General features: G+C 57.7%; 20 protein-coding genes. 13 read left to right on the top strand and 7 right to left on the bottom strand.

Features of this window, described 5'->3' with window-relative positions; genetic code table 11:
* The first annotated feature begins 5 nt into the window (after positions 1-5).
* The 5 genes from nudF to parE are packed head-to-tail and all read left to right on the top strand — an operon-like array spanning position 6 to position 4,414.
* Positions 6-638, top strand: coding sequence for an ADP-ribose diphosphatase (gene nudF / locus KW829_RS12300; protein WP_010435645.1), 633 nt, complete (start codon positions 6-8; stop codon positions 636-638).
* Positions 635-1,057, top strand: a complete 423-nt coding sequence (locus KW829_RS12305; protein ID WP_218308314.1) for a DUF1249 family protein — start codon at positions 635-637, stop codon at positions 1,055-1,057. Before nudF ends, KW829_RS12305 begins: the two co-directional genes overlap by 4 nt.
* 27 nt (positions 1,058-1,084) lie before the next feature.
* Entirely contained in the window at positions 1,085-1,912 is an 828-nt protein-coding gene (cpdA, locus tag KW829_RS12310; protein WP_089599602.1) for a 3',5'-cyclic-AMP phosphodiesterase, read from the top strand.
* Positions 1,912-2,493, top strand: coding sequence for an esterase YqiA (gene yqiA / locus KW829_RS12315; RefSeq protein WP_218308315.1), 582 nt, complete (start codon positions 1,912-1,914; stop codon positions 2,491-2,493). Before cpdA ends, yqiA begins: the two co-directional genes overlap by 1 nt.
* 28 nt (positions 2,494-2,521) lie before the next feature.
* Positions 2,522-4,414 carry a DNA topoisomerase IV subunit B gene (gene parE, locus KW829_RS12320; protein WP_029740698.1) on the top strand — a complete coding sequence of 631 codons (1,893 nt, stop codon included), beginning with the start codon at positions 2,522-2,524 and terminating at the stop codon, positions 4,412-4,414.
* 83 nt (positions 4,415-4,497) lie between these two features.
* Here parE and KW829_RS12325 read toward each other — a convergent pair whose 3' ends face one another.
* Positions 4,498-6,627 (bottom strand): TonB-dependent siderophore receptor, encoded by a 2,130-nt coding sequence (locus tag KW829_RS12325; protein ID WP_218308316.1) that lies wholly within the window; start codon positions 6,625-6,627, stop codon positions 4,498-4,500.
* Positions 6,628-7,010: 383 nt separating this feature from the next.
* Here KW829_RS12325 and KW829_RS12330 point away from each other — a divergent pair, with 383 nt between their 5' ends.
* The 5 genes from KW829_RS12330 to KW829_RS12350 are packed head-to-tail and all read left to right on the top strand — an operon-like array spanning position 7,011 to position 11,673.
* Positions 7,011-7,823, top strand: a complete 813-nt coding sequence (locus KW829_RS12330; RefSeq protein ID WP_010435633.1) for an ABC transporter ATP-binding protein — start codon at positions 7,011-7,013, stop codon at positions 7,821-7,823.
* Positions 7,820-8,803 carry an iron ABC transporter permease gene (locus KW829_RS12335; protein WP_218308317.1) on the top strand — a complete coding sequence of 328 codons (984 nt, stop codon included), beginning with the start codon at positions 7,820-7,822 and terminating at the stop codon, positions 8,801-8,803. Before KW829_RS12330 ends, KW829_RS12335 begins: the two co-directional genes overlap by 4 nt.
* Entirely contained in the window at positions 8,800-9,840 is a 1,041-nt protein-coding gene (locus KW829_RS12340) for an iron ABC transporter permease (RefSeq protein WP_172701215.1), read from the top strand. The genes KW829_RS12335 and KW829_RS12340 overlap by 4 nt, the downstream gene beginning before the upstream one ends.
* Before the next feature lie 10 nt (positions 9,841-9,850).
* Positions 9,851-10,801, top strand: coding sequence for an iron-siderophore ABC transporter substrate-binding protein (locus KW829_RS12345; RefSeq protein ID WP_218308318.1), 951 nt, complete (start codon positions 9,851-9,853; stop codon positions 10,799-10,801).
* Positions 10,798-11,673, top strand: a complete 876-nt coding sequence (locus KW829_RS12350; RefSeq protein WP_218308319.1) for a MurR/RpiR family transcriptional regulator — start codon at positions 10,798-10,800, stop codon at positions 11,671-11,673. Before KW829_RS12345 ends, KW829_RS12350 begins: the two co-directional genes overlap by 4 nt.
* 29 nt (positions 11,674-11,702) lie before the next feature.
* Here KW829_RS12350 and KW829_RS12355 read toward each other — a convergent pair whose 3' ends face one another.
* Positions 11,703-12,542, bottom strand: a complete 840-nt coding sequence (locus KW829_RS12355; protein ID WP_218308320.1) for an AraC family transcriptional regulator — start codon at positions 12,540-12,542, stop codon at positions 11,703-11,705.
* Positions 12,543-12,708: 166 nt separating this feature from the next.
* Between KW829_RS12355 and KW829_RS12360 the strand changes: the two genes are divergently transcribed.
* The 3 genes from KW829_RS12360 to KW829_RS12370 are packed head-to-tail and all read left to right on the top strand — an operon-like array spanning position 12,709 to position 17,036.
* Positions 12,709-14,523, top strand: a complete 1,815-nt coding sequence (locus KW829_RS12360; protein WP_218308321.1) for a DUF2264 domain-containing protein — start codon at positions 12,709-12,711, stop codon at positions 14,521-14,523.
* Between the two features lie 32 nt (positions 14,524-14,555).
* Entirely contained in the window at positions 14,556-15,821 is a 1,266-nt protein-coding gene (locus KW829_RS12365; RefSeq protein ID WP_089599592.1) for an oligosaccharide MFS transporter, read from the top strand.
* Positions 15,822-15,848: 27 nt separating this feature from the next.
* Complete coding sequence (locus KW829_RS12370; RefSeq protein WP_218308322.1) at positions 15,849-17,036, top strand: glycoside hydrolase family 88 protein; 1,188 nt, start codon at positions 15,849-15,851, stop codon at positions 17,034-17,036.
* Between the two features lie 32 nt (positions 17,037-17,068).
* Here KW829_RS12370 and lysM read toward each other — a convergent pair whose 3' ends face one another.
* The 5 genes from lysM to qseB form a co-directional block, all read right to left on the bottom strand.
* Positions 17,069-17,509: a peptidoglycan-binding protein LysM gene (lysM, locus tag KW829_RS12375; RefSeq protein WP_010435614.1), complete on the bottom strand. Its 441-nt coding sequence runs from the start codon at positions 17,507-17,509 to the stop codon at positions 17,069-17,071.
* Positions 17,510-17,662: 153 nt separating this feature from the next.
* On the bottom strand, positions 17,663-17,977 hold the full coding sequence (locus KW829_RS12380; protein WP_010435613.1) for a putative quinol monooxygenase: 315 nt from the start codon (positions 17,975-17,977) through the stop codon (positions 17,663-17,665).
* Between the two features lie 30 nt (positions 17,978-18,007).
* Positions 18,008-18,589 carry an NAD(P)H-dependent oxidoreductase gene (locus tag KW829_RS12385; RefSeq protein ID WP_042714968.1) on the bottom strand — a complete coding sequence of 194 codons (582 nt, stop codon included), beginning with the start codon at positions 18,587-18,589 and terminating at the stop codon, positions 18,008-18,010.
* A 104-nt stretch (positions 18,590-18,693) separates the two neighbouring features.
* Complete coding sequence (gene qseC, locus KW829_RS12390) at positions 18,694-20,031, bottom strand: quorum sensing histidine kinase QseC (RefSeq protein WP_172701210.1); 1,338 nt, start codon at positions 20,029-20,031, stop codon at positions 18,694-18,696.
* Positions 20,028-20,687, bottom strand: a complete 660-nt coding sequence (qseB, locus tag KW829_RS12395; RefSeq protein ID WP_218308323.1) for a quorum sensing response regulator transcription factor QseB — start codon at positions 20,685-20,687, stop codon at positions 20,028-20,030. Before qseB ends, qseC begins: the two co-directional genes overlap by 4 nt.
* Positions 20,688-20,824 lie beyond the last annotated feature (137 nt).

Genomic DNA, 20,824 nt, shown 5'->3' on the forward strand with positions numbered 1-20,824 from the left:
GATTTATGCAAAAAACAGAGAAGTTGCCCGTCACATTCGCCAAAAACGATGTAGAAATTATTGCACGAGAAACGCTTTATAGCGGTTTTTTTTCAATGGATCTTTACCGTTTCAGGCATCGCCTGTTTAACGGCGAGATGAGCGGCGAAATCAAACGCGAAATTTTTGAGCGCGGGCATGCTGCAGTCTTGCTACCCTTTGACCCAGTGCGCGATGAAGTGGTGCTGGTTGAGCAGATCCGCATCGCCGCTTATGACGTCAGCGAAAGCCCGTGGCTGCTGGAGATGGTGGCCGGGATGATTGAAGAGGGCGAATCGGTCGAGGACGTTGCCCGGCGCGAAGCGCTGGAAGAGGCGGGTCTGGTTGTCGGGAGAACAAAACCCGTGCTCAGCTATCTGGCAAGCCCGGGTGGCACAAGTGAACGCTTATCCATTATGGTGGGCGAAGTGGACGCCACGACCGCGGAAGGGATCCACGGTCTGGCAGATGAAAACGAAGATATTCGGGTTCATGTGGTGAGCCGGGAACAGGCTTACCAGTGGGTAGAAGAGGGTTCAATCGACAACGCAGCGTCTGTCATCGCCCTGCAATGGCTGCAACTGCATTATCAGACATTACGAAACGAGTGGAAAAAATGAAGCGCTATACACCTGACTTCCCAGAAATGATGCGCCTGTGCGAAACCAATTTCGCACATCTGCGCCGCCTGCTGCCGCGAAACGACGCACCCGGCGAAACGGTAAGCTATCAGGTGAGCAACGCGCAGTATCGGTTAACGATAACAGAATCAACGCGCTACACTACGGTGGTAGAGATTGAGCAAACGGCCCCCAGCATTAGCTACTGGAGCTTGCCGTCGATGACGGTGCGTCTCTATCACGACGCGATGGTCGCTGAAGTGTGTTCGAGCCAGCAGATCTTTCGCTTCAAAGCGCGGTATGATTACCCGAATAAAAAGTTGCATCAACGCGACGAAAAGCATCAAATTAACCAGTTTTTAGCCGACTGGCTAAGATATTGTTTAGCACATGGAGCAATGGCGATTCCGGTTTGTTAGCGTCATAAACCTACCTAAGGACACCATTTGGAAAGCCTGTTGAACCTGACTGTTGCTGGTGGGGCGCCAGTCAGGATATTACAAATCACCGATACCCACCTGTTTGCCGAAAAGCATGAAACTCTGCTGGGCGTGAATACCTGGGAGAGCTATCAGGCTGTACTCAACGCGATTCACGCCGAAGATCGCGCCTGCGATCTGATTGTCGCAACGGGCGATCTGGCGCAGGATCAGTCCTCCGCGGCCTACCAGCATTTTGCTGAAGGCATCGCGAGCTTCAGTGTGCCTTGCGTATGGCTGCCCGGCAACCATGATTTCCAGCCTGCCATGTACAGCTCGCTCCTGGAGTCGGGCATCTCCCCGGCGAAGTGTGTTTTTGCAGGGGACCACTGGCAAATTTTACTGCTCGACAGCCAGGTCTTTGGCGTCCCGCACGGTGAGTTAAGCGAGTTTCAGCTTGACTGGCTCGAAACCAAACTGGCTGCCGAACCGGCACGCAATACGCTGCTGTTGCTTCATCATCATCCGCTGCCAGCGGGCTGCAGCTGGCTCGATCAACACAGCCTGCGTAACTCAGCGGCGCTGGATAGCGTGCTGGTGAACTTCCCTCGCGTGAAAAATCTGCTGTGCGGACATATTCATCAGGAACAGGATCTCGACTGGAATGGCCGCAGAATGCTCGCCACGCCGTCCACTTGCGTGCAATTTAAGCCGCATTGCGCCAACTTCACCCTGGACACCATCGCCCCAGGCTGGCGCTGGCTGGAACTGCATGCCGATGGCAACCTGACGACAGAAGTGTGCCGTTTGTCAGGCGCAAAATTCCGCCCCGATACCGCTTCAGAAGGCTATTGATGTCTACGCTTCTCTATCTTCACGGGTTCAACAGCTCGCCGCGCTCCGCGAAAGCGACGCAGTTTCGCCACTGGCTGAGCGAGAATCATCCGCACGTTGAGATGATTGTCCCGCAACTGCCGCCATACCCGGCGGAAGCGGCGGAGATGCTGGAATCGAGCGTCCTCGAACACGGTGGCGAATCCTTTGGCGTGGTCGGTTCATCGCTGGGAGGATATTACGCCACCTGGCTGTCGCAATGCTTTATGCTGCCCGCAGTGGTGGTTAACCCAGCGGTACGGCCATTTGAGCTACTCAGGGACTTTCTTGGCGAAAACGAGAACCCCTACACCGGCCAACAATATGTGCTAGAGTCACGCCATATTTACGATCTCAAAGTTATGCAGGTCGACCCGCTTGAAGCGCCGGATCTCATCTGGCTGCTGCAGCAGACGGGTGATGAAGTGCTGGATTACCGCCAGGCAGTGGCGTATTACGCATCCTGCCGCCAGACTATAGAAGAGGGCGGAAACCATGCTTTCACGGGCTTTGAGGATCATTTCACCCAGATTGTCGATTTTCTTGGACTGCACAGCCACTGACAATCAATGCGAATTGCTAGCTTAAATCATGACGCAAACCTATAACGCTGATGCCATTGAGGTACTCACCGGGCTTGAGCCGGTTCGCCGCCGCCCGGGGATGTACACCGATACGACGCGCCCAAACCACCTGGGCCAGGAAGTTATTGATAACAGTGTGGACGAAGCGCTGGCAGGCCATGCCAAACGCGTTGACGTTATCCTGCACGCCGATCAGTCGCTGGAAGTTATCGACGACGGGCGCGGCATGCCGGTGGATATCCACCCGGAAGAGGGCGTGCCTGCCGTTGAGCTGATCCTCTGTCGTCTGCATGCGGGCGGTAAGTTCTCCAACAAGAACTATCAGTTCTCCGGTGGTCTGCACGGCGTGGGCATTTCCGTGGTGAACGCCCTGTCCAAACGCGTGGAAGTGAACGTTCGTCGCGACGGCCAGGTCTATAACATCGCCTTTGAAAATGGCGATAAGGTGCAGGATCTGCAGGTTGTCGGCACGTGCGGCAAACGCAATACCGGCACCAGCGTCCACTTCTGGCCTGACGAAAGCTTCTTCGACAGCCCGCGTTTTTCTGTTTCTCGCCTGACGCACCTGCTGAAAGCCAAAGCGGTGCTATGTCCGGGCGTGGAAATCACTTTTACAGACCACGTTAACAATACCGCACAAACCTGGTGCTACGCCGATGGTCTGAACGACTACCTGTGCGAAGCGGTAAACGGCCTGCCAACGCTGCCGGAAAAACCGTTTGTCGGTAACTTTAGCGGCGATACAGAAGCCGTGGACTGGGCGCTGCTGTGGCTGCCGGAAGGCGGCGAGCTGCTGACCGAAAGCTACGTTAACCTGATCCCGACCATGCTGGGCGGTACGCACGTCAACGGCCTGCGTCAGGGGCTGCTGGACGCGATGCGCGAATTCTGCGAATACCGCAACATCCTGCCGCGTGGCGTGAAGCTGTCTGCGGAAGATATCTGGGATCGCTGCGCCTACGTGCTCTCCGTGAAGATGCAGGATCCGCAGTTTGCCGGTCAGACCAAGGAGCGCCTGTCGTCACGTCAGTGCGCGGCGTTCGTTTCCGGCGTGGTGAAAGATGCATTTACCCTGTGGCTGAACCAGAACGTTCAGGCAGCAGAAATGCTGGCTGAAATGGCGATCTCCAGCGCCCAGCGTCGTCTGCGTGCCGCGAAGAAAGTGGTGCGTAAAAAGCTGACCAGCGGCCCCGCGCTGCCGGGCAAGCTGGCGGATTGTACCGCGCAGGATCTCAACCGTACCGAGCTGTTCCTCGTGGAAGGGGACTCGGCGGGCGGATCGGCCAAGCAGGCGCGCGATCGTGAATATCAGGCGATCATGCCCCTCAAGGGTAAGATCCTGAATACCTGGGAGGTCTCTTCTGATGAAGTGCTGGCCTCGCAGGAAGTTCACGATATCTCGGTGGCGATCGGCATCGATCCGGACAGCGACGATTTGAGCCAGCTGCGCTACGGCAAAATCTGTATCCTCGCGGATGCGGACTCCGATGGTCTGCACATCGCCACGCTGCTGTGCGCGCTGTTCGTGAAGCACTTCAAAACGCTGGTGAAAAACGGCCACGTTCACGTGGCGCTGCCGCCGCTCTACCGTATCGATCTCGGTAAAGAGGTTTACTACGCGCTGACGGAAGAGGAAAAAGCGGGCGTGCTGGAACAGCTGAAGCGCAAGAAGGGCAAACCGAACGTGCAGCGCTTTAAAGGGCTGGGCGAGATGAACCCGATGCAGCTTCGCGAAACGACGTTGGATCCGAACACGCGCCGTCTGGTACAGCTAACGATCAGCGACGAAGACGAACAGCAAACCAACGCCATGATGGATATGCTCCTTGCCAAGAAACGTTCGGAAGACCGACGTAACTGGCTGCAGGAGAAAGGCGATATGGCGGATATTGAGGCCTGATGCCCTCACCCTAACCCTCTCCCACAGGGAGAGGGAATGGATCGTAGGCCCGATAAGCGTTAGCGCCATCGGGCTTTTTTACGTCAAAACTCCATCTTCACCGTAAACTGCACTTCGCGCGGATCGCCAATCTGGTTGCCCAGGTTGTTGGTCGCAATGGACGACGTGTAGTAGGTCTTATCAAACAGGTTTTTCACGTTCACCTGCAGCGTCACCGGATACTGCAGCTTCATCTTGTACGCCGCAAACGCATCCGCCACGAAATAGCCCGGCAGATAGTAATCCGCACCGTTGGTTGCGGAACGACGGCTTACGCCGTGCCCGCCGCCGCCCAGCGTCAGTGTATTCCCGGCAAACGCATTGTGAATATCGTAGGTCAGGAACAGGGAGCCGGTATGGCGCGGCACGTTCGGCAGCGGTTTGCCCGAATAGTCCGGGTCTTCCAACACCTTCGCGTCGGTATAGCCGTAGCTGGCAATAATGTTGGTGTTCTCAGTCAGCGACCCCGCAAGATCCACTTCTACGCCCTGAGAGCGCACGCGGCCTGCGGTTTTGGCGATGGTTTCATCACCCACGCTTTCGGTGTACAGCACGTTGCGCTTGTGGATATCAAACAGCGCAATATTGGCGGTAATGCCGTCAAAAAGGTCAAACTTAGCACCAATTTCATACGCATTCGACGTTTCCGGCGGCAGGTCACCGATGTAGCTCGCAATGGACGACTGCGGCATAAACGTCTGGGAATAGTTGGCAAATAGCGAGACTGCCGGGGTGAGCTTGTACACCAGCCCCAGCTTAGGCGTCCATTGGTCGTCGTGGCTGTCGGTATTCACGTTAAACGGACGGCCTTTCCCCGCGTACTGGGTGTAATACTGGTAGCGCAGTCCGGCGACGGCGATCCATTTATCGGTCAGGTACAGCGCGTCCTGCGCGTAGGCGGAGTAGCTCTCCTGCTTGATGGTCTGGTCGCTGTCGGACGCCGAGACGGTGGTGCACTTGTCGAGATTCCCATACGTCGGATTGTAGATATTGAAACCTTTGACGTTCTTGCAGCGCATCATATCCGTGCGCAGCAGATCGTAATTCTCATACGACACGCCGGTCAGGATCTCGTTGTAGAAACCGGCGATATCCACGTTCCCCTTCAGATCCGCTCGCGTCGTATGCATCCGCTGGGTGGAGCCCTGGGTGGCATCCACGCGGCGGGTCAGGTTGCCGGTTTTTGAATCGTAGGCCATCACGCGCGCCTGGTTATCACTGTACTTATCCTGGCTGTAGCTGTAGTCGAACTTCGCAGTCCACTGGCTGTTAAGACGATATTCCGCGTTGAGCTGCGCGAGATCGGACTGCCCGTCGGTGACGTTAAACGATTCGTCAAAGCGGGTTTTGCGATCGACGTCGACAGCTTTTTTGGTGTTGAGATCGAAGATCGTTCCGCGATCGAACGGCGTTTTATAGTCGCGATGCGAATAGAGCACGGTCACGGTGGCGTCATCGCCAAACCAGGTGAGCGACGGGGCGATAAAGGTGCTGCGTTCGTTGCCGAAATTGCGCCAGTAGTCTTCGTCCTGATATTCCCCCGTCAGGCGATACGCCAGGCGCGTGCCGTCAATCGGGCCGGTGACATCGATCTGTCCGGTGCCGCCGCCAAAGCTGGTCGAGGTGGCAGAAATCGAGCCGCCGAAGGTTTTCTCCGGGCGTTTGGTGACGACGTTAATCAGGCCGCCGGGGTCGAGAATACCGTACAGGGTCGAGGCTGGGCCTTTCAGCACCTCCACGCGTTCGGTTGAGGCGTTAAAGCTGCGCGGCAGCACGGTGCGCAGGCCGTTGGTCATGATCGAGCCGTCACGGTTCGCGCCAAAACCACGGCGCACAAAGGCATCCTGCGTGCCGCCCAGGGTGTTGGTCTGCACCACGTTGCTGACGTTATACAGCGCCTCGTCGAGCGTGGTCGCGTTTTGGTCTTCCAGCACGTTATTGCTGACGGTATTGACCACCTGCGGGATGTCCAGCATCGGCATGTTGGTCAGCGTGGCGGTGGAGGTGTTCAGGGGCTGATAGCCGCTGGTGGCGTCGAGGGTCGCATTCGGATCGGCGGTAACGGTCAGGGTCTCGCCGTCGTTTGCCGCTGCGTGTACCAAAGGTGCCATAAACAACAGAGAAAAGAGCGCGCGCCCTTTTACCCCAGAGAATGAAGGTGTGAACTTAGCCATTACATCTGTTTTCCCAGAATATCCGGCGAAACAATCTTCGCGGAAAAATGTGTGAGTCATTGCCCTTACGGTCTGTTCGTTAGCCTGAATGGCATCGAACTTGTAATTGAGAATCATTCAATCATGCGGGATTGTAGTAGTAAATGGAAAAAGTAAAATAATGACTACAGTGATTTTCGTACCGTTAAAATCAAAGCAATTGGCTTTTAATTTATTGAAATTTATTGGAATTTATTGATTTAACTTTGCGTGACCCGTTGCGATCGCCCCTGGTTTATCCAGGGCTTTTATTCACTTGACTACTACATGGCGCAGCGGCAAACTTCTCAAAAGAGAATGAGTTTTATTTTTATTTATTGGTTTTTCATTACGTTGGCATTCACGTGGCGCATAACACGACAAAACCGGGACTGGTTCTGGAGAATCTCTCTGCGGGTTATCACAAAAAAATCATCGTTGATGATATCTCCCTCGCGATCCCGCAACGGAAGATGACCGTTCTGGTGGGGGCGAACGGCTGTGGCAAATCCACGCTGTTGAGCACCCTCGCGCGTCTGCTACAGCCGCTTGGCGGCAGCGTCGTGCTGGATGGCAAAGCCATTCATGAACAGCCGACCAAAGCGGTCGCCCGTCAGCTTGGCATTTTGCCGCAGTCTCCGCTGTTGCCGGAGGGGTTAACCGTTTTTGAACTGGTTTCGCGCGGGCGCTTTCCCTGGCAGAACTTTATGCGTCAGTGGAGTGATGAAGACGAGCTGGCGGTGGAGGAGGCATTACGCCTGACCGGAACGGCAGAGTTTGCTCATCTGCCGGTTGAAAGCCTGTCCGGCGGTCAGCGTCAACGCTGCTGGATCGCCATGGCGCTGGCGCAGCAAACGCCGTATATCCTGCTGGATGAGCCCACGACGTATCTCGACCTTCGCTATCAGGTGGAGATCCTGGAGCTGCTGCACACCCTGACCCGCCAGCACGGGCGCACCGTGGTGGTGGTGCTGCACGATCTCAACTTTGCCGTGAACTACGGCGATTCGCTGGTCTTTTTACGCCAGGGCAAAGTCGAGGGGGTATTACATGAAGGCGACACCTGCACGCCGTCGCTGATCAAAACGGTGTTTGACGTCGACGTACATATGTCCGTTAACCCAATGACCGGAAAGCCGTTCTTTATGCCGTTTCGAAAGGTCGCAGAACAACCATGATGCGCACCTCTCTGGCATTCCTTGTATTCACATTGCTGCTGGCGATGGGCGCGATTGCACATCTGGGCATCGGCGCGCGCTTTATCGCTCCCCGGACGGTAGTGGATGCATTCTTCCATTTCGATCCGCGCAATTTCGACCATAGCGTGATTATCAGGCTCCGGCTGCTGCGTCTCTGCGCCGCAATGGTGACTGGCGCCGCGCTCGGCGTGGCGGGCGTGCTGCTGCAGTCGGTGATCCGTAACCCGCTCGGCGAGCCGCATATTCTGGGGCTGAATGCAGGGGCGGCGCTGGCGGTGGTGATCGTCAGCGCGCTTGGGCTGTCGCTGCCGTTTGGTCGCCCGCTCGTTGCCGCCGTCGGTGCCGCGGCGCTGTTTCTGCTGGTGCTGATGTTCTCCTCCTCTGGTCGCACCGGGCTGACGCCGATGAAAGTCACGCTGTGCGGCGTGGCGATGTCGGCATTTGCTTCATCGGTGACTGCCGCGATATTAATCCTTGATGAACAGACGCTGCTCGCCATGCGCACCTGGCTGGCTGGAGATTTAGCGGGGCTCAGCGCCGGGACGATAGGGAGCGCGGCAGGGGTTGCTGCCGCTGGCTTTGCGCTGGCGCTGTGGCTCTCGCCCTCGCTCAACATGCTGGCGCTGGGCGACAGAATGGCGCAGGGGCTTGGCGTCTCATTGCTGAAAACGCGCCTGTTCGCGCTGCTGGCGATTGCACTGCTCTGCGGCGCGGCGGTCTCCATCGCCGGGCCGATTGGTTTTATCGGCCTTGTGGTACCACAGCTGATCCGCCGCCTGGTGACGGTGGACATCCGCGCAATGGTGCCGCTTTCGGCCCTGTGTGGGGCGCTGGTTCTCCTGCTGGCGGATGTTGCCGCCCGCACGCTGTTTACGCCGTATGAGCTGGCAACCGGCGTTATGACCGCGCTGGTCGGTGCGCCCGTCTTTATCTTCCTGGCGTCGAGGATGTTCAAATGAGCCGGGTGGGACTGCGTGCGCTACGCGTCGGCCCCCTTTCGGCGCTGGTTCGTCCAAAAGCGCTGGCATGCCTGGCATTTTTATCGCTGGCTGCCTTCTTGCTTCTCAGTTTTGGTCTGACCCACGGCTCGCTGCCCATTCCTGCCTCCGCCGTCGGGCGCGCGCTGTTTTATCCGCAGACGCTGGAAGCAGAGACGCATTACATCGTGATGGATATCCGTCTGCCGCGCCTGCTGATGGCGGTGCTGTGCGGCGCGATGCTCGGTATGGCGGGGGCGGCGATGCAGTCCATCACCCGCAATGGCCTTGCTGACCCCGGGCTTATCGGCGTGAAAGAGGGCTGTAGCGCGGCGGTGCTGTTGCTGATTTTTCAGTTCCCGGCGCTTAGCCTGTACTGGCGACCGCTGGTCGGCATGGCCGGTGGGCTGCTGACCGCGCTGCTGGTGGTGGCGCTGGCACGCGATATTTCCCGTCCGCGATTCATCCTGACGGGTATCGGCGTGTCATGGGCGTTTGCCGCCGCAATGGGTGTTTTTATGACTACCGCGGACGTGCGCGACGTGCAGACCGCGATGCTGTGGCTGGCGGGAAGCCTGCATGCGGCAAACTGGATGCTGGTCAGTATTGCTGCCGCCTGGGCGCTTCCCGCGTTCGCGCTGCTGCTCTTTACCGCACGCGCCGCCGACGTGGCGTTGCTGGGTAACCACACCGCGACCGGGCTTGGCGTGCGCACTTCACGACTTGCCTTGCTGCGCGTGCTTGCACCGGTCGTGCTCACCGCGGCCTGCGTCTCCTGTGTGGGGGGGATGGGTTTCGTGGGGCTGATTGCACCGCATATGGCGCGCCTGCTGCTGCGCGGTGGGCAAACAGCATTGCTGACGGGAAGCGCCGTGCTGGGCGCGCTGCTGGTGCTGCTGGCGGATAACGTCGGGCGTCTGGCATTTTTGCCGCTACAGCTGCCGGCGGGGATTGTGATTTCACTGATTGGCGGGCCGTTTTTCCTGCTGCTGCTCTGGCAGCGTCGGGACCGATTTTAGAGGGAGTGTGATGCGCGTACTTTTGACAATGCTGTTGCTGGTAGGGTTTGTGGCGAGTGCGGCGGAACCGACGCAGACGTTTACAGACGATCTGAACCGCAACGTGGTAGTGCCGGTCCATCCGAAGCGGATCGTCTCGTTGCACGATTTGGATATCACCATCCCGCTGATTGAGCTTGGGGTACCCCCGGTTGCCAGCCATGGCCGCACCCGACCGGACGGCAGCCATTTTCTGCGTTCCAGCGGCATGTTAACCGGCGTCGATTTTGATAATTCCGACATCAAATTCATCGGCACTGCGGATATCGACATTGAAGCCATTGCCGCCGCGAAACCGGACCTGATCATCACCGAGCCGACCCGTAACACGCCGGTAGAACAGCTGGAAAAAATTGCCCCGACGGTGAGCATCGATCACCTCGACGGCGGTGCGCCCGAAATCTACCGCAAGCTGGCGCAGCTCACCGGTACGCAGGCGCGGCTGAAGGTTCTGGAGCGTCGCTATCAGGAGCAAATCAAGGCCCTGAAAGCGACTATCGACACCCGCACGTTAACCGTGTCGGTGATTCAGGCCAATCAGGGAAAAATCAACGCCATGCACAGCTACCACTCGCTTGGACGCGTGCTGCGCGACGCAGGATTCACGTTTCCACCGCTGATTGAGAGCATCCCGGACGGTGGGCGTATCGACGTCAGCGCCGAGCGCCTGCCGGAGCTGGATGCCGATTTCGTCTTCGCCACCTGGCGCGGCGATACCGGCGGCAAGCCGCAGGACGAGCTGGCGGCGATGGACGCGGTGATGCCAGGATGGTGCCAGTTCCTCAACGCCTGCCGCACCGGGCATTACGTGCTCATCTCACGCGAGGAGGCCATCTCGAACTCGTTCGCCTCGTTAGGCCTGATGGTCGCGCAGGTGCAGTCGCAGATTGCGGGACGTCCGCTGCCGGAGGCATCACGGTGATCCGCAAAGTCGATGTGTACGGTGACCGCTTCCGTTCGCGAGCGAACCAGCTCACGCCACGGCTGCTGCTGGTGGCGCGCTATATCAATGAAAATCGTGAAGCGGTCATGGAGCAGACGGCGATGGAGATCGCGACACTGCTTAACACCTCGGATGCCACCGTCGTTCGCGCTATCCAGGCGCTCGGTTTTGCCGGATTGCGCGATCTGAAGCAGACGCTCGAGCAGTGGTTCGGCCCGGTGGTGACTTCCAGCGAGAAAATGTCTACCACGGTGAATACGCTGAGCAGCGATGTGAATACGAGCATAGATTTCGTGCTGGAGGGGCATCGGCACACCTGCGAGGTGCTGTCTGAACCACACAACCGCTATGCGATGGCGCAGGCCGTGTCGCTGCTGGCACAGGCGAGGCAGGTCGCTATTTTTGGCATTGGCGCATCCGGTATTCTGGCCGATTACACTGCCAGGTTGTTCAGCCGTATGGGACTTCCCGCGATCCCGCTCAACCGCACCGGGATAGGGCTTGCCGAGCAGCTTATTGCGCTTCAGCGCGGTGACGTGCTGGTGATGATGGCGCAAAAATCCGCGCACCGGGAAGGGCAGACCACGCTGCGCGAGGCGAAACGTCTGAGCATTCCCACCATTTTGCTGACTAACGCGACCGACTCGCGATTCAGTAAAGAGGCCAGCGTGGTGATCCACGTTCCGCGCGGCGGCGAGAAGGGCAAAATCCCGCTCCACGGCACGGTGCTGCTGTGCCTTGAAATGATTATTTTGTCCGTCGCCTCCACCGAGCCGCAGCGCACTATTAAGTCGATGAAGCGCATCAACGAGTTACATCGTGGATTAAAGCCGGGGAAGAAGAGTGGTTGATTTTCCTCCTCTTCCTGTGGTAGAGGGCGTCAAAGCGAACGATGGTTCTTCCTGTACTGCAGCGGCGTCTCGCCAATCCCTTTTTTAAACGCGCTGATGAACCACGTCACGTCGGAGAACCCCGTCTGCGCCGCGATGTCTCGCACGCTCGAATCCGTGTGTAGCAAACACTCGCAGGCCTTACGCAGCCGTAACGTGTTGAGATAGTCGTGGATCTTCTCGCCCGTCTCCGCATGGAATTTTCGCGACACGTAGCTGCGCGATTTGCCCAGCTCTGCGGCCAGCGCGTCCAGGCGGAACTTCTCCTGATAGTGCTCATCCAGCCAGAACATCACCTGGCTGGCGATCCCCTGGCTGCTGCCCGGCGTGCCGTCGCGATCGTCGGGCAGCATGGCAAACAGGCCGATCAGCAGCCCGGCAATGGCCTCGCTGTTCATGGGCGACTGATAACAGCCCAACAGATGATCGACATGGTGATGGCAATGCGCCAGGTCAGCGACCCACGCCTCACCGCCGCGGCGTGAAAGCCGCTCCAGCCGCTGCCGGGTTTGCGGGAAATCACGCAGGTTTTTCAGCACGGCGTGATGATCGAGATGAATGATGGTGCGCCGGTAAATGGCCTCCGCCTGCGCGTCCACCATCACCTTGTGCAGGGTAAAGGGTGGGAAGAAAAACAGCCGGCCGGGGCGCATGGTGTAATGCCGGTTGTCGACAATCGCGACGCCAAACCCTTCTTCCACATAGAGAATTTCCAGACACTGATGCCAGTGGTGGTAACGCACGGTATTGGCGAACAGGCGGCTAAACGACACCACGGTGTCGTTTAGGGTAATCAGCTCCAGATGATCGGACGTTGGCGTGTCGCGCATAGTGCAATAGAACTCAACTTTTTCCCGTCAGATGCTATTTATAAACCACCTTTTTAAATTTTCTTAACTGTAGGTTTATTCATCGTTCTCACCTGTGACGCGGCTAACATTTCTGCCCCTTGCGGATTCACTATGCTTTGCCGCAGTTGATTACGAGGGCAAACCTATGTGGGCGGCAAACAAAGAAAAATCAAATCCGTTGTCTTCACGCCGGGACGTGGTGGCGTATTTAAACGGGATGCTGGGCGCGCTGGATAAGCAGTTTCCGCCGGGCAGTTCACGTTTTTCGCTGGGCGAGACCTGCGCGCACTACGCGACGGATATCGCGCAGATGGAAGGGCTTTCCCGCGCGCTGTGGGGGCTGTTTCCGCTGATGGCGGGCGGCGAGGGCGAGTCGTGGAGTGAGAAATACCTGGACGCCATCAAACTGGGCACCGATCCGCAAAGCGCGGGCTACTGGGGTGAAACCAGCCCCTACGATCAGCGTCTGGTGGAGATGGCGGCCTACGGTCTGGGGCTGTCCCTGCTGGGTGACAAACTCCTCGAGCGTTTCACCGAGCGCGAAGTGATGAACCTCCACGCCTGGCTCAGCCAGATTACCGACGCGCAGATGCCGGACAGCAACTGGAACTACTTCGCCATCATGGTCCAGCTTGGATTCAAGCGCGCGGGGCTGCCGTATGATCAGCGCGCCATCGACCATCGCTTTGCGCTGATGGACGCGTACTATCTGGGCGACGGCTGGTATTCCGACGGTCCGGGGCGTCCGAAAGATTATTACATTTCAATGGCCTTCCACTTCTACGGGCTGATCTACGCCGCCCTGAGCGGCGACGAGGCGAGGGCGGACGTGCTGCGCGAGCGCTCGCGTCTGTTCGCGCAAGACTTTATCTACTGGTCCGCTGCTGATGGTGCCTCGGTGCCGTTTGGCCGCAGCCTGACTTACCGTTTTGCAATGGTCGCGTTCTGGAGCGCGGTGGCTTTTTCCGGGCTGGAGGTGTTCACGCCGGGCATCGTGAAGGGCATTATTCTGCGCCATCTGCGCTGGTGGCAGCAGCAGCCGATTACCGATCGCGACGGCATTTTGACCCTCGGCTTTGCCTATCCGAACCTCGCGATGTGCGAGGACTACAACTCGCCTGGTTCGCCGTACTGGGCACTGAAAACTTACCTCATTCTGGCGCTGCCGGAGACGCACCCGTTCTGGCTGGCTGAGGAACAGCTGCTGCCCGCGCTGGCGGAAAAGCACGTGATTCCGCATGCCCGGCAGATCCTTATCCATGCGGAAAAGTCGCAGCACGTCACCATGCTTACCGCCGGACAGCTTGAGCTGAATAACTACGTCAATACCGACGCCAAATACACTAAATTTGCCTACTCCAGCCGCTTTGGTTTCACCATTGAGCGCGGGCGCTTTGGCCTGAAGCATGCGGCCTGTGATTCCATGCTGCTGCTGGCGGACGGAGACGATTACTACCGCGGTCGCCGCGAATGCGAAGCGGTGCGGGTGGATGAAAATTACCTCTACTCGCGCTGGTCGCCGTGGCACGACGTGCATATCGACACCTGGCAAGTGCCGTTCGGAGAATGGCATCTGCGCCTGCACCGCATCAACAGCGCACGCGCGCTGCAAACGGCCGAGGGTGGGTTTGCGGTGATGAAAACTGAACACCAGATCCGCGAGCGCGGCTGTTATCTGGCAGCCGAGAACGGCAGCAGCGTGATTGTCGATCTGTCGCCCGCCATCAAGCGCCTGCCGGACAGCATCGTTACGCCGCCGAACAGCAGCATCATGTTCCCGGAGTGCGCCACCATTCCGCTGTTAAAAACCGATATCCCTCAAGGCGAAAGCTGGCTCTGCTGCGCCGTCTTTGCTAGCGAAAAGCAAAATAGTGCGGCCAGGCCGCACCTGAATATCACTCAAAACCAGGTCGAGATCCGCGAACCTGGAGGCGAACGTCAACTGTCGTTCACATTATAAAAATTCTGACCCTACACCTCGGCGAGGATGGTATGAAAAATACATCGATAACCAACAGAACCGAATATTACAAAATCAGCAGCTTTATTTTTCTCTATTTCTTTACCTGGTCCGCCAGTATTGGTCTGCTGGCTATCTGGCTCGGTCAAAAAGCGAATCTCAGCGGGGCGGTGATCGGAACCGTATTCGCGGTGAACGGTATTTTCTCCGTTATTCTCAAACCCATCTACGGCTATATTCTCGATAAAATTGGCATGAGCAAATACCTGCTCTATTTTGTGGTCGCCATGTCGGCCCTGATGGCGCCGTTCTTTATTTACGTCTATCAGCCGCTGTTAATCTCCAACACCATGTTGGGGATAATTATCGGCGCGCTCTATTTGAGCTTTGCCTGGTATGCGGGCGTGGCGGCGTGTGAATCCTATTCTGACCGCTTCAGCCGCCTGAACGGCATGGAGTTCGGGCAGATCCGCATGTGGGGCTCGCTCGGCTGGGCGGTGGCGTCGTCCTTCTCCGGACTGCTGTTTAACCTCTCGCCTGCGTATAACTTTATTATGGGCAGCGTGACCTCTGTGGTGATGCTGATTGTCCTGCTCAGCCTGAAAGTGAACACTAACTCCGTTCACGCCGGTGAGGTGCTGACCAAAGAGAAAATCGCCCCTTCGGACGTGTACGCTCTGCTGCGCAGCCGTAAATTCTGGGCGTTCTGCCTGTACGTGGCGGGCGTGGCGTGGATGATGTTTATCGCCGAACAGCAGTTCTCGCGCTATTTCGTCACCTTCTTTGACGATATTCACCAGGGCAACGCGGTGTTTGGCTATTTGGGCACCGTGCAGTCCGGCATGGAGTTCGTTATGTATATGGTGATCCCGCTGTTCGTCAACTTTATTGGCGCCAAGCGCGGGCTGTTAATTGTCGGTCTGGTGGTGGGAGCGCGTCTGATTATTTCCGGCATGTGCGATTCACACCTGTTAATTTCCGTGCTTAAACCCCTGTATGGCCTGGAGATCTGCCTGCTGCTGGTCTCCGTCTTTAAATACATCGCCGAACATTTCGATAAGCGCGTGAACGCCACCATGTATTTACTGGGCTATCAGGCAATGCTGTACGTCGGTAACGTGGTCATCTCTTCGCCTGCGGGATATCTGTATGATCGCATCGGTTTTGAACAGACCTATATCATCATGGGCGCCACGGCGCTGACCTTTACCCTTATTTCTGCCTTCACGTTATCCGCCTGTCAGAGCAAATGGCGCGGGCCCCGCACGCTGAACGTAGCAGAAACCTCTACCCGATAATTACGCCGTCAAAGAAGGAACCGAAATATGTTAAGTCGTATCAAAGAGGAGCGCCTGCCTGCGATTGCCGCGCCCGTTGACCCACGCGCATTTAGCGATGAACTCAGCTCGGCTCGCGGCCATGTCCTCGACCTGATTAGCCGTCATTTAACCGAATTCGGCGAGCAGTTCCCGGCGGAAACCTGTAAGGACGGTTTTTACCCGCTGACCGATAACGTGGAGTGGACCACCAGCTTCTGGACCGGCCAGCTCTGGCTGGCGTGGGAGATGAGCGGCGAAGCGAAATTCCGCGCGATGGCGGAAAAGCACGTGCGCTCGTTCGGCCTGCGCATCGCCGGACGCAATGACACCAACACCCACGACTTGGGCTTCCTGTACACGCTCTCCTGCGTGGCGGCCTGGCGGCTGACCGGGAACCGCCAGGCGCGCGGGTTCTCCCTGCTGGCGGCGGAAGCCCTGCTGGAGCGCTTCCATGAGAAGGCGAAGATCATTCAGGCGTGGGGCGATCTGGCCGATCCGGAACAGGCCGGACGCATGATCATCGACTGCAACATGAACCTGCCGCTGCTCTACTGGGCGACGGAACAAACCGGCGATCCGCGCTTTGCCGAGGCTGCAAAAGCGCACGTGATGCAGGCGGCGACGTATCTCATCCGTGAGGATGCCTCGACGTTCCACACCTACTATATGGATGTGAACACCGGCGCGCCGCGCTACGGCAATACCCAGCAGGGCTACGCCGACGATTCGTGCTGGTCGCGCGGGCAGGCGTGGGGCATTTACGGCTTCCTGCTGAGCTATATCTATACCGGTGACAAGACGATGATCGCCCTGTCGAAGCGGCTGGCGAACTATTTCCTCAACCGACTGCCGGAGGATTCTGTCTGCCACTGGGATCTGGCGCTGGTGGGCACCGACGCGCTGCGCGATTCGTCCTCGGCGGCCATCGCGGTATGCGGGCTGCTGGAACTGGTGAAGCATCTGCCGGTTACGGATCCGGATCGCGAGCGCTATCTGGAGTGGGCGAAAGGGATCATGTCGTCGCTGACGAAGCACTATCTCATGGGCAAAGACGAGAAGGGCAACGGGCTGCTGAAGCACTCGGTGTATCACCTGGCGAGCAATAAAGGGGTGGATGAGTGCGCAAGCTGGGGGGATTACTTCTACGTTGAGGCGCTGGTGCGCTTTACACAAAGCTGGAAATCGTACTGGTAAAACAGTCGGGGGAGGTCCCCCCGACTCTGCGGTTACGCTTTCGGGATGCGCAGCGTCTGGCCTGGATAAATTTTATCCGGGCTGGAGAGCATCGGGCGGTTCGCCTCGAAAATCTTGTTGTACTGGTTGGCATTGCCATACACCGTTTTGGAGATGGCGCTCAGGGTGTCACCTGATTTAACCGTGTAGTAGGTCGCTTCATCTTCGGCATCGGTGGCGGTGATGTTGTTCTCCACCTCGCTCACCCCTGCGATGTTCCCCACGGCAACCTGAATTTTCTCTTTCTGTTCTTGCGTCAGCCCGTCGCCCGTCACGCTGGCTTTGCCGTCGGTAACGGTGACCTGGACTTTATCCGCGCCAGGAATATTCAGCTTTTTGAGGTGCTCGCTGACTTTGTCGCTCTGACCTTTATGATCGGTCAGGTTATCCCATAACTTTTCGCCTGCTTCTTTCACGAAGTTAAAAAGACCCATTCCATCCTCCTGTTAACAATGAAGTCAGAATAAGCATAGCAGTTGGGCTTTAAGGTGATACAAAAAGCCCGGTGGCGCTAGCGCTTACCGGGCCTACGGGTCAGGTTTTGTAGGCCGGGTAAACGCAGTGCCACCCGGCAAATTCCACGAACCTTAAACCCCTTGCTCCAGAATACGGATATGGGTATCCAGCACGTCACCTTTTACCGCCTCACTCCACGCTTTCATGTGCGGAGTTTGCAGGTGCGCTTCAAGGTGCGCCACGGTTTCCCACAGTTCAACCATCATGATTGAATCCGGCGCGGTCGCCTGGAAGCTAGCATCAGTGGCTGCATCCACCAGCGGCGCATAGCCGTGGCAGCCTTCTTCTTCAAGTACGGTCGGGATAATCTTCGCGAACTGATCCAGCACCGCCTGGCGGTGATGTTGACCTGGACGAGTACGAATTTCAGCAATTACGGTAAGCATGGTTAACTCCTTCTAATTCCAGGTTACCAGTTAAGCAAAAATTTCCGCGAGATGCTTGCGATATTCTGCGATATAGCTCGGGACATCAGGCATTTTAATCACGTCGTTAACGATAAACGTCGGCAGCGGATCCATGCCCAGGAACTGGTTCGCCTTGTGGAACGGCAGATACGCACCGTCTACGCCCACGCCTTCGAAGAACTGATCTTTCTCGGTGAAGGCTTCCATCGGGGCGTTCCAGGTCAGGGAGAGCATATATTTTTTGCCCTGAATCAGGCCGCCGGAACCGTATTTTTTGGAGGCGTCTGAACGGGTACGACCGTCGCTGGCATACAGCGAACCGTGACCTTCAGTGAACACGTCATCCATGTATTTTTTCACGGTCCACGGCGCGCCCATCCACCAGCCCGGCATCTGCCAGATCACCACGTCGGCCCACAGGAAGTTCTGCACTTCGGCTTTCACGTCATAATCGCTGTCCGCGCGCACGACCTTAACATCATGCCCGGCGTCGCGCAGGAAACCGTCCGCGACCTCGGTCAGGGTGTCATTCAACTGGCCTTTAGAGTGCGCGAACTCTTTCGCGCCGTTGATAATCAAAATGTTGCTCATTATTTGTCCTCGGTGTTGAGAGTATGTCGGGGATTCTACGCGCGAGGACGGAGCGGAAAAATAAGCAAAATGTGCAAAGTCTTTTGCACACAGCGCAATAATGCCTACCAGCTGACGTTGACCTCAACGCCCCCTTCAGGCGCATTAGCCAGCGAGACGCGCATACCGTGGAGGGTGGCGATGCGTTTAACAATCGATAACCCCAGCCCGCTTCCGGTGGCATCTTGCCCCGGTGGACGATAAAAGCGCTCGCCAATACGTGCCAGCGCGTCGGGGGACATCCCGGGGCCGTTGTCACGCACGGTGAAGCGGTGACCGTCCAGCGTCACGTCCACCACGCTACCGCGCGGGCTGTAACGTACTGCATTATCCAGCAGATTACGTACCAGCAGGCTCAGGAGCAGCTGTTGACCCGCGCGTTTCACCTCTGGCGCATGGATATTCAGGCGCACATCAATGCCCGCCTGCTGCGCCGTATGATAAATATCCATCACCGCGGACTGCAGTAAATCGGCCATGACAATCGGCTCGACGCCGTCCAGGTTATCCAGCGAATCCAGGCGCGACAGCGTAAGGAGCTGATCCACCAGCCGGGAGGCGCGGTCGATACCCGCATGAAGCTGCGAAAGGGCTTTGGACTGCGCCTCGGGATCGTCCTGATACAGCTGCGCCACGTCGGTTTGCACCTTCAGGGCGGCTAACGGGCTGCGCAGCTCGTGGGCGGCATCGGAGGTAAAGCGGCGCTCGCGGCTCATCATCTCTTGCGTGCGCATAAAGAGGTGATTCAGCGCGTCGAGCAGCGGACGCACCTCAGTGGGGACACCTTCCGTTGGGAGTTTATCGGTGGCATCCGGCGTGCGGGAGCGCAGGGTCTGCGCCAGCTTTTTCAGCGGCTTCAGCTCGCGGCTCAACAGCAGGATTAGCAACAGCAGCATGACGGGCAGCGCCACCAGCCACGGCGTAAGCTGCGAGCTCACCACGTCCAGCGCCATGTCCTGGCGGTACTCCCACTCCTGGCCGACCACCACGCGGTATTTACCGTCTGGCGACGTCAGCCATAAGAAGCGCCATTCGTCGTTGTCGTCCTGAAGCCGCCCGTCAGCAAATCCGTCGCGGCGGTAGTGATACGGAATATCGTGCCCGTTTTCACCGTCGTTGAGGATCATGCTGCCGTCGGCGCTGAAAATGGCAAAGGCCAGCGCGTCATCGTCCAAATGCCCGTGTTTGGCTTTTTTGGGCACCTCGCGCATGCGCTCCGGCGCGCGGATCTCGTCCAGGTCCATCGTCAGCAGACGTTTGGCAAACAGCATCTGCTGGGTATCAAAGAGCTTGTCGAGCTTATGCGTCGTTTGCTGCCACGCGACAAGACTGGCGGCAAACCAGGCCGTCAGGGAGAGCAGCAGGAAGAGCAGCGTCAGGCGGAGTTTCAGGCTCAGTTTCATGCGTCACCCAGGGTGTAGCCGATGCCGTGCACGGTGCGGATAAACGCGCTGCCGAGCTTGCGGCGAAGATGATGGACGTGGACCTCTACGGCGTTACTGGAGACGTCGTCATCCCAGTTATAGAGCTTTTCTTCAATTGCTTTGCGGGGGAGCACGCGGCCCGCATTGCGCATCAGCAGCTCCAGCAGGGCGAACTCTTTAGGTTTGAGGGGCAGCGTTTCGCCCTCCAGCGTGGCGACAAGGCTCGTCGGGTCGAGCGTGACCTTACCGTGACGCAGCTCGCTGCGGGTCTGACCGTGGCTGCGCCGCACCAGCGCTTCAAGGCGCGCGGCCACTTCGATCAGGGCAAACGGCTTACAAAGGTAATCGTCCGCGCCCAGGCGCAACCCCTCGACGCGCTGGTTCAGCGCATCCCGCGCCGTCAGAATCAGTACCGGCTCGCTGCGCCCGCTTTCGCGCCAGGCGCGCAGGATCGCCAGCCCGTCGATCTCCGGCAGCGTTAGATCCAGCACTACGGCATCATAGGGCGCGCTATACAGCGCGGCCTGACCGGTTTTCCCGTCGGTAAACCAGTCCACGTTAAACCCCATTTTGCTCAGGCCCGCTTTGATGCCATCGCCGATGAGCCTGTCGTCTTCTACCAGTAAAATGCGCATGTTCCCTCCTTGATGCCGTCAGTAAACCCTCTGAATCAACATGCTGTACAGTAAAAATAAATAAATTTTCCCCTTAAGAAGTTGTTAAGGATTACCCTGTTTAATGGACTGCGAAACCACATTAAAGGGAGAGATTA

Source organism: Enterobacter sp. ENT02, assembly GCF_019219165.1.
Taxonomy (GTDB): Bacteria; Pseudomonadota; Gammaproteobacteria; order Enterobacterales; family Enterobacteriaceae; genus Enterobacter; species Enterobacter mori.

Bases quoted from the DNA above. Each gene is read 5' to 3' on its own strand.
- qseB (WP_218308323.1), bottom strand. From the start codon at position 20,687: ATGCGCATTTTACTGGTAGAAGACGACAGGCTCATCGGCGATGGCATC.
- KW829_RS12380 (WP_010435613.1), bottom strand. From the start codon at position 17,977: ATGCTTACCGTAATTGCTGAAATTCGTACTCGTCCAGGTCAACATCAC.
- qseC (WP_172701210.1), bottom strand. From the start codon at position 20,031: ATGAAACTGAGCCTGAAACTCCGCCTGACGCTGCTCTTCCTGCTGCTC.
- KW829_RS12335 (WP_218308317.1), top strand. From the start codon at position 7,820: ATGATGCGCACCTCTCTGGCATTCCTTGTATTCACATTGCTGCTGGCG.
- KW829_RS12355 (WP_218308320.1), bottom strand. From the start codon at position 12,542: ATGCGCGACACGCCAACGTCCGATCATCTGGAGCTGATTACCCTAAAC.
- KW829_RS12325 (WP_218308316.1), bottom strand. From the start codon at position 6,627: ATGGCTAAGTTCACACCTTCATTCTCTGGGGTAAAAGGGCGCGCGCTC.
- KW829_RS12365 (WP_089599592.1), top strand. From the start codon at position 14,556: ATGAAAAATACATCGATAACCAACAGAACCGAATATTACAAAATCAGC.
- KW829_RS12345 (WP_218308318.1), top strand. From the start codon at position 9,851: ATGCGCGTACTTTTGACAATGCTGTTGCTGGTAGGGTTTGTGGCGAGT.
- parE (WP_029740698.1), top strand. From the start codon at position 2,522: ATGACGCAAACCTATAACGCTGATGCCATTGAGGTACTCACCGGGCTT.
- KW829_RS12385 (WP_042714968.1), bottom strand. From the start codon at position 18,589: ATGAGCAACATTTTGATTATCAACGGCGCGAAAGAGTTCGCGCACTCT.
- nudF (WP_010435645.1), top strand. From the start codon at position 6: ATGCAAAAAACAGAGAAGTTGCCCGTCACATTCGCCAAAAACGATGTA.
- yqiA (WP_218308315.1), top strand. From the start codon at position 1,912: ATGTCTACGCTTCTCTATCTTCACGGGTTCAACAGCTCGCCGCGCTCC.
- KW829_RS12305 (WP_218308314.1), top strand. From the start codon at position 635: ATGAAGCGCTATACACCTGACTTCCCAGAAATGATGCGCCTGTGCGAA.
- KW829_RS12360 (WP_218308321.1), top strand. From the start codon at position 12,709: ATGTGGGCGGCAAACAAAGAAAAATCAAATCCGTTGTCTTCACGCCGG.
- KW829_RS12370 (WP_218308322.1), top strand. From the start codon at position 15,849: ATGTTAAGTCGTATCAAAGAGGAGCGCCTGCCTGCGATTGCCGCGCCC.
- lysM (WP_010435614.1), bottom strand. From the start codon at position 17,509: ATGGGTCTTTTTAACTTCGTGAAAGAAGCAGGCGAAAAGTTATGGGAT.
- KW829_RS12340 (WP_172701215.1), top strand. From the start codon at position 8,800: ATGAGCCGGGTGGGACTGCGTGCGCTACGCGTCGGCCCCCTTTCGGCG.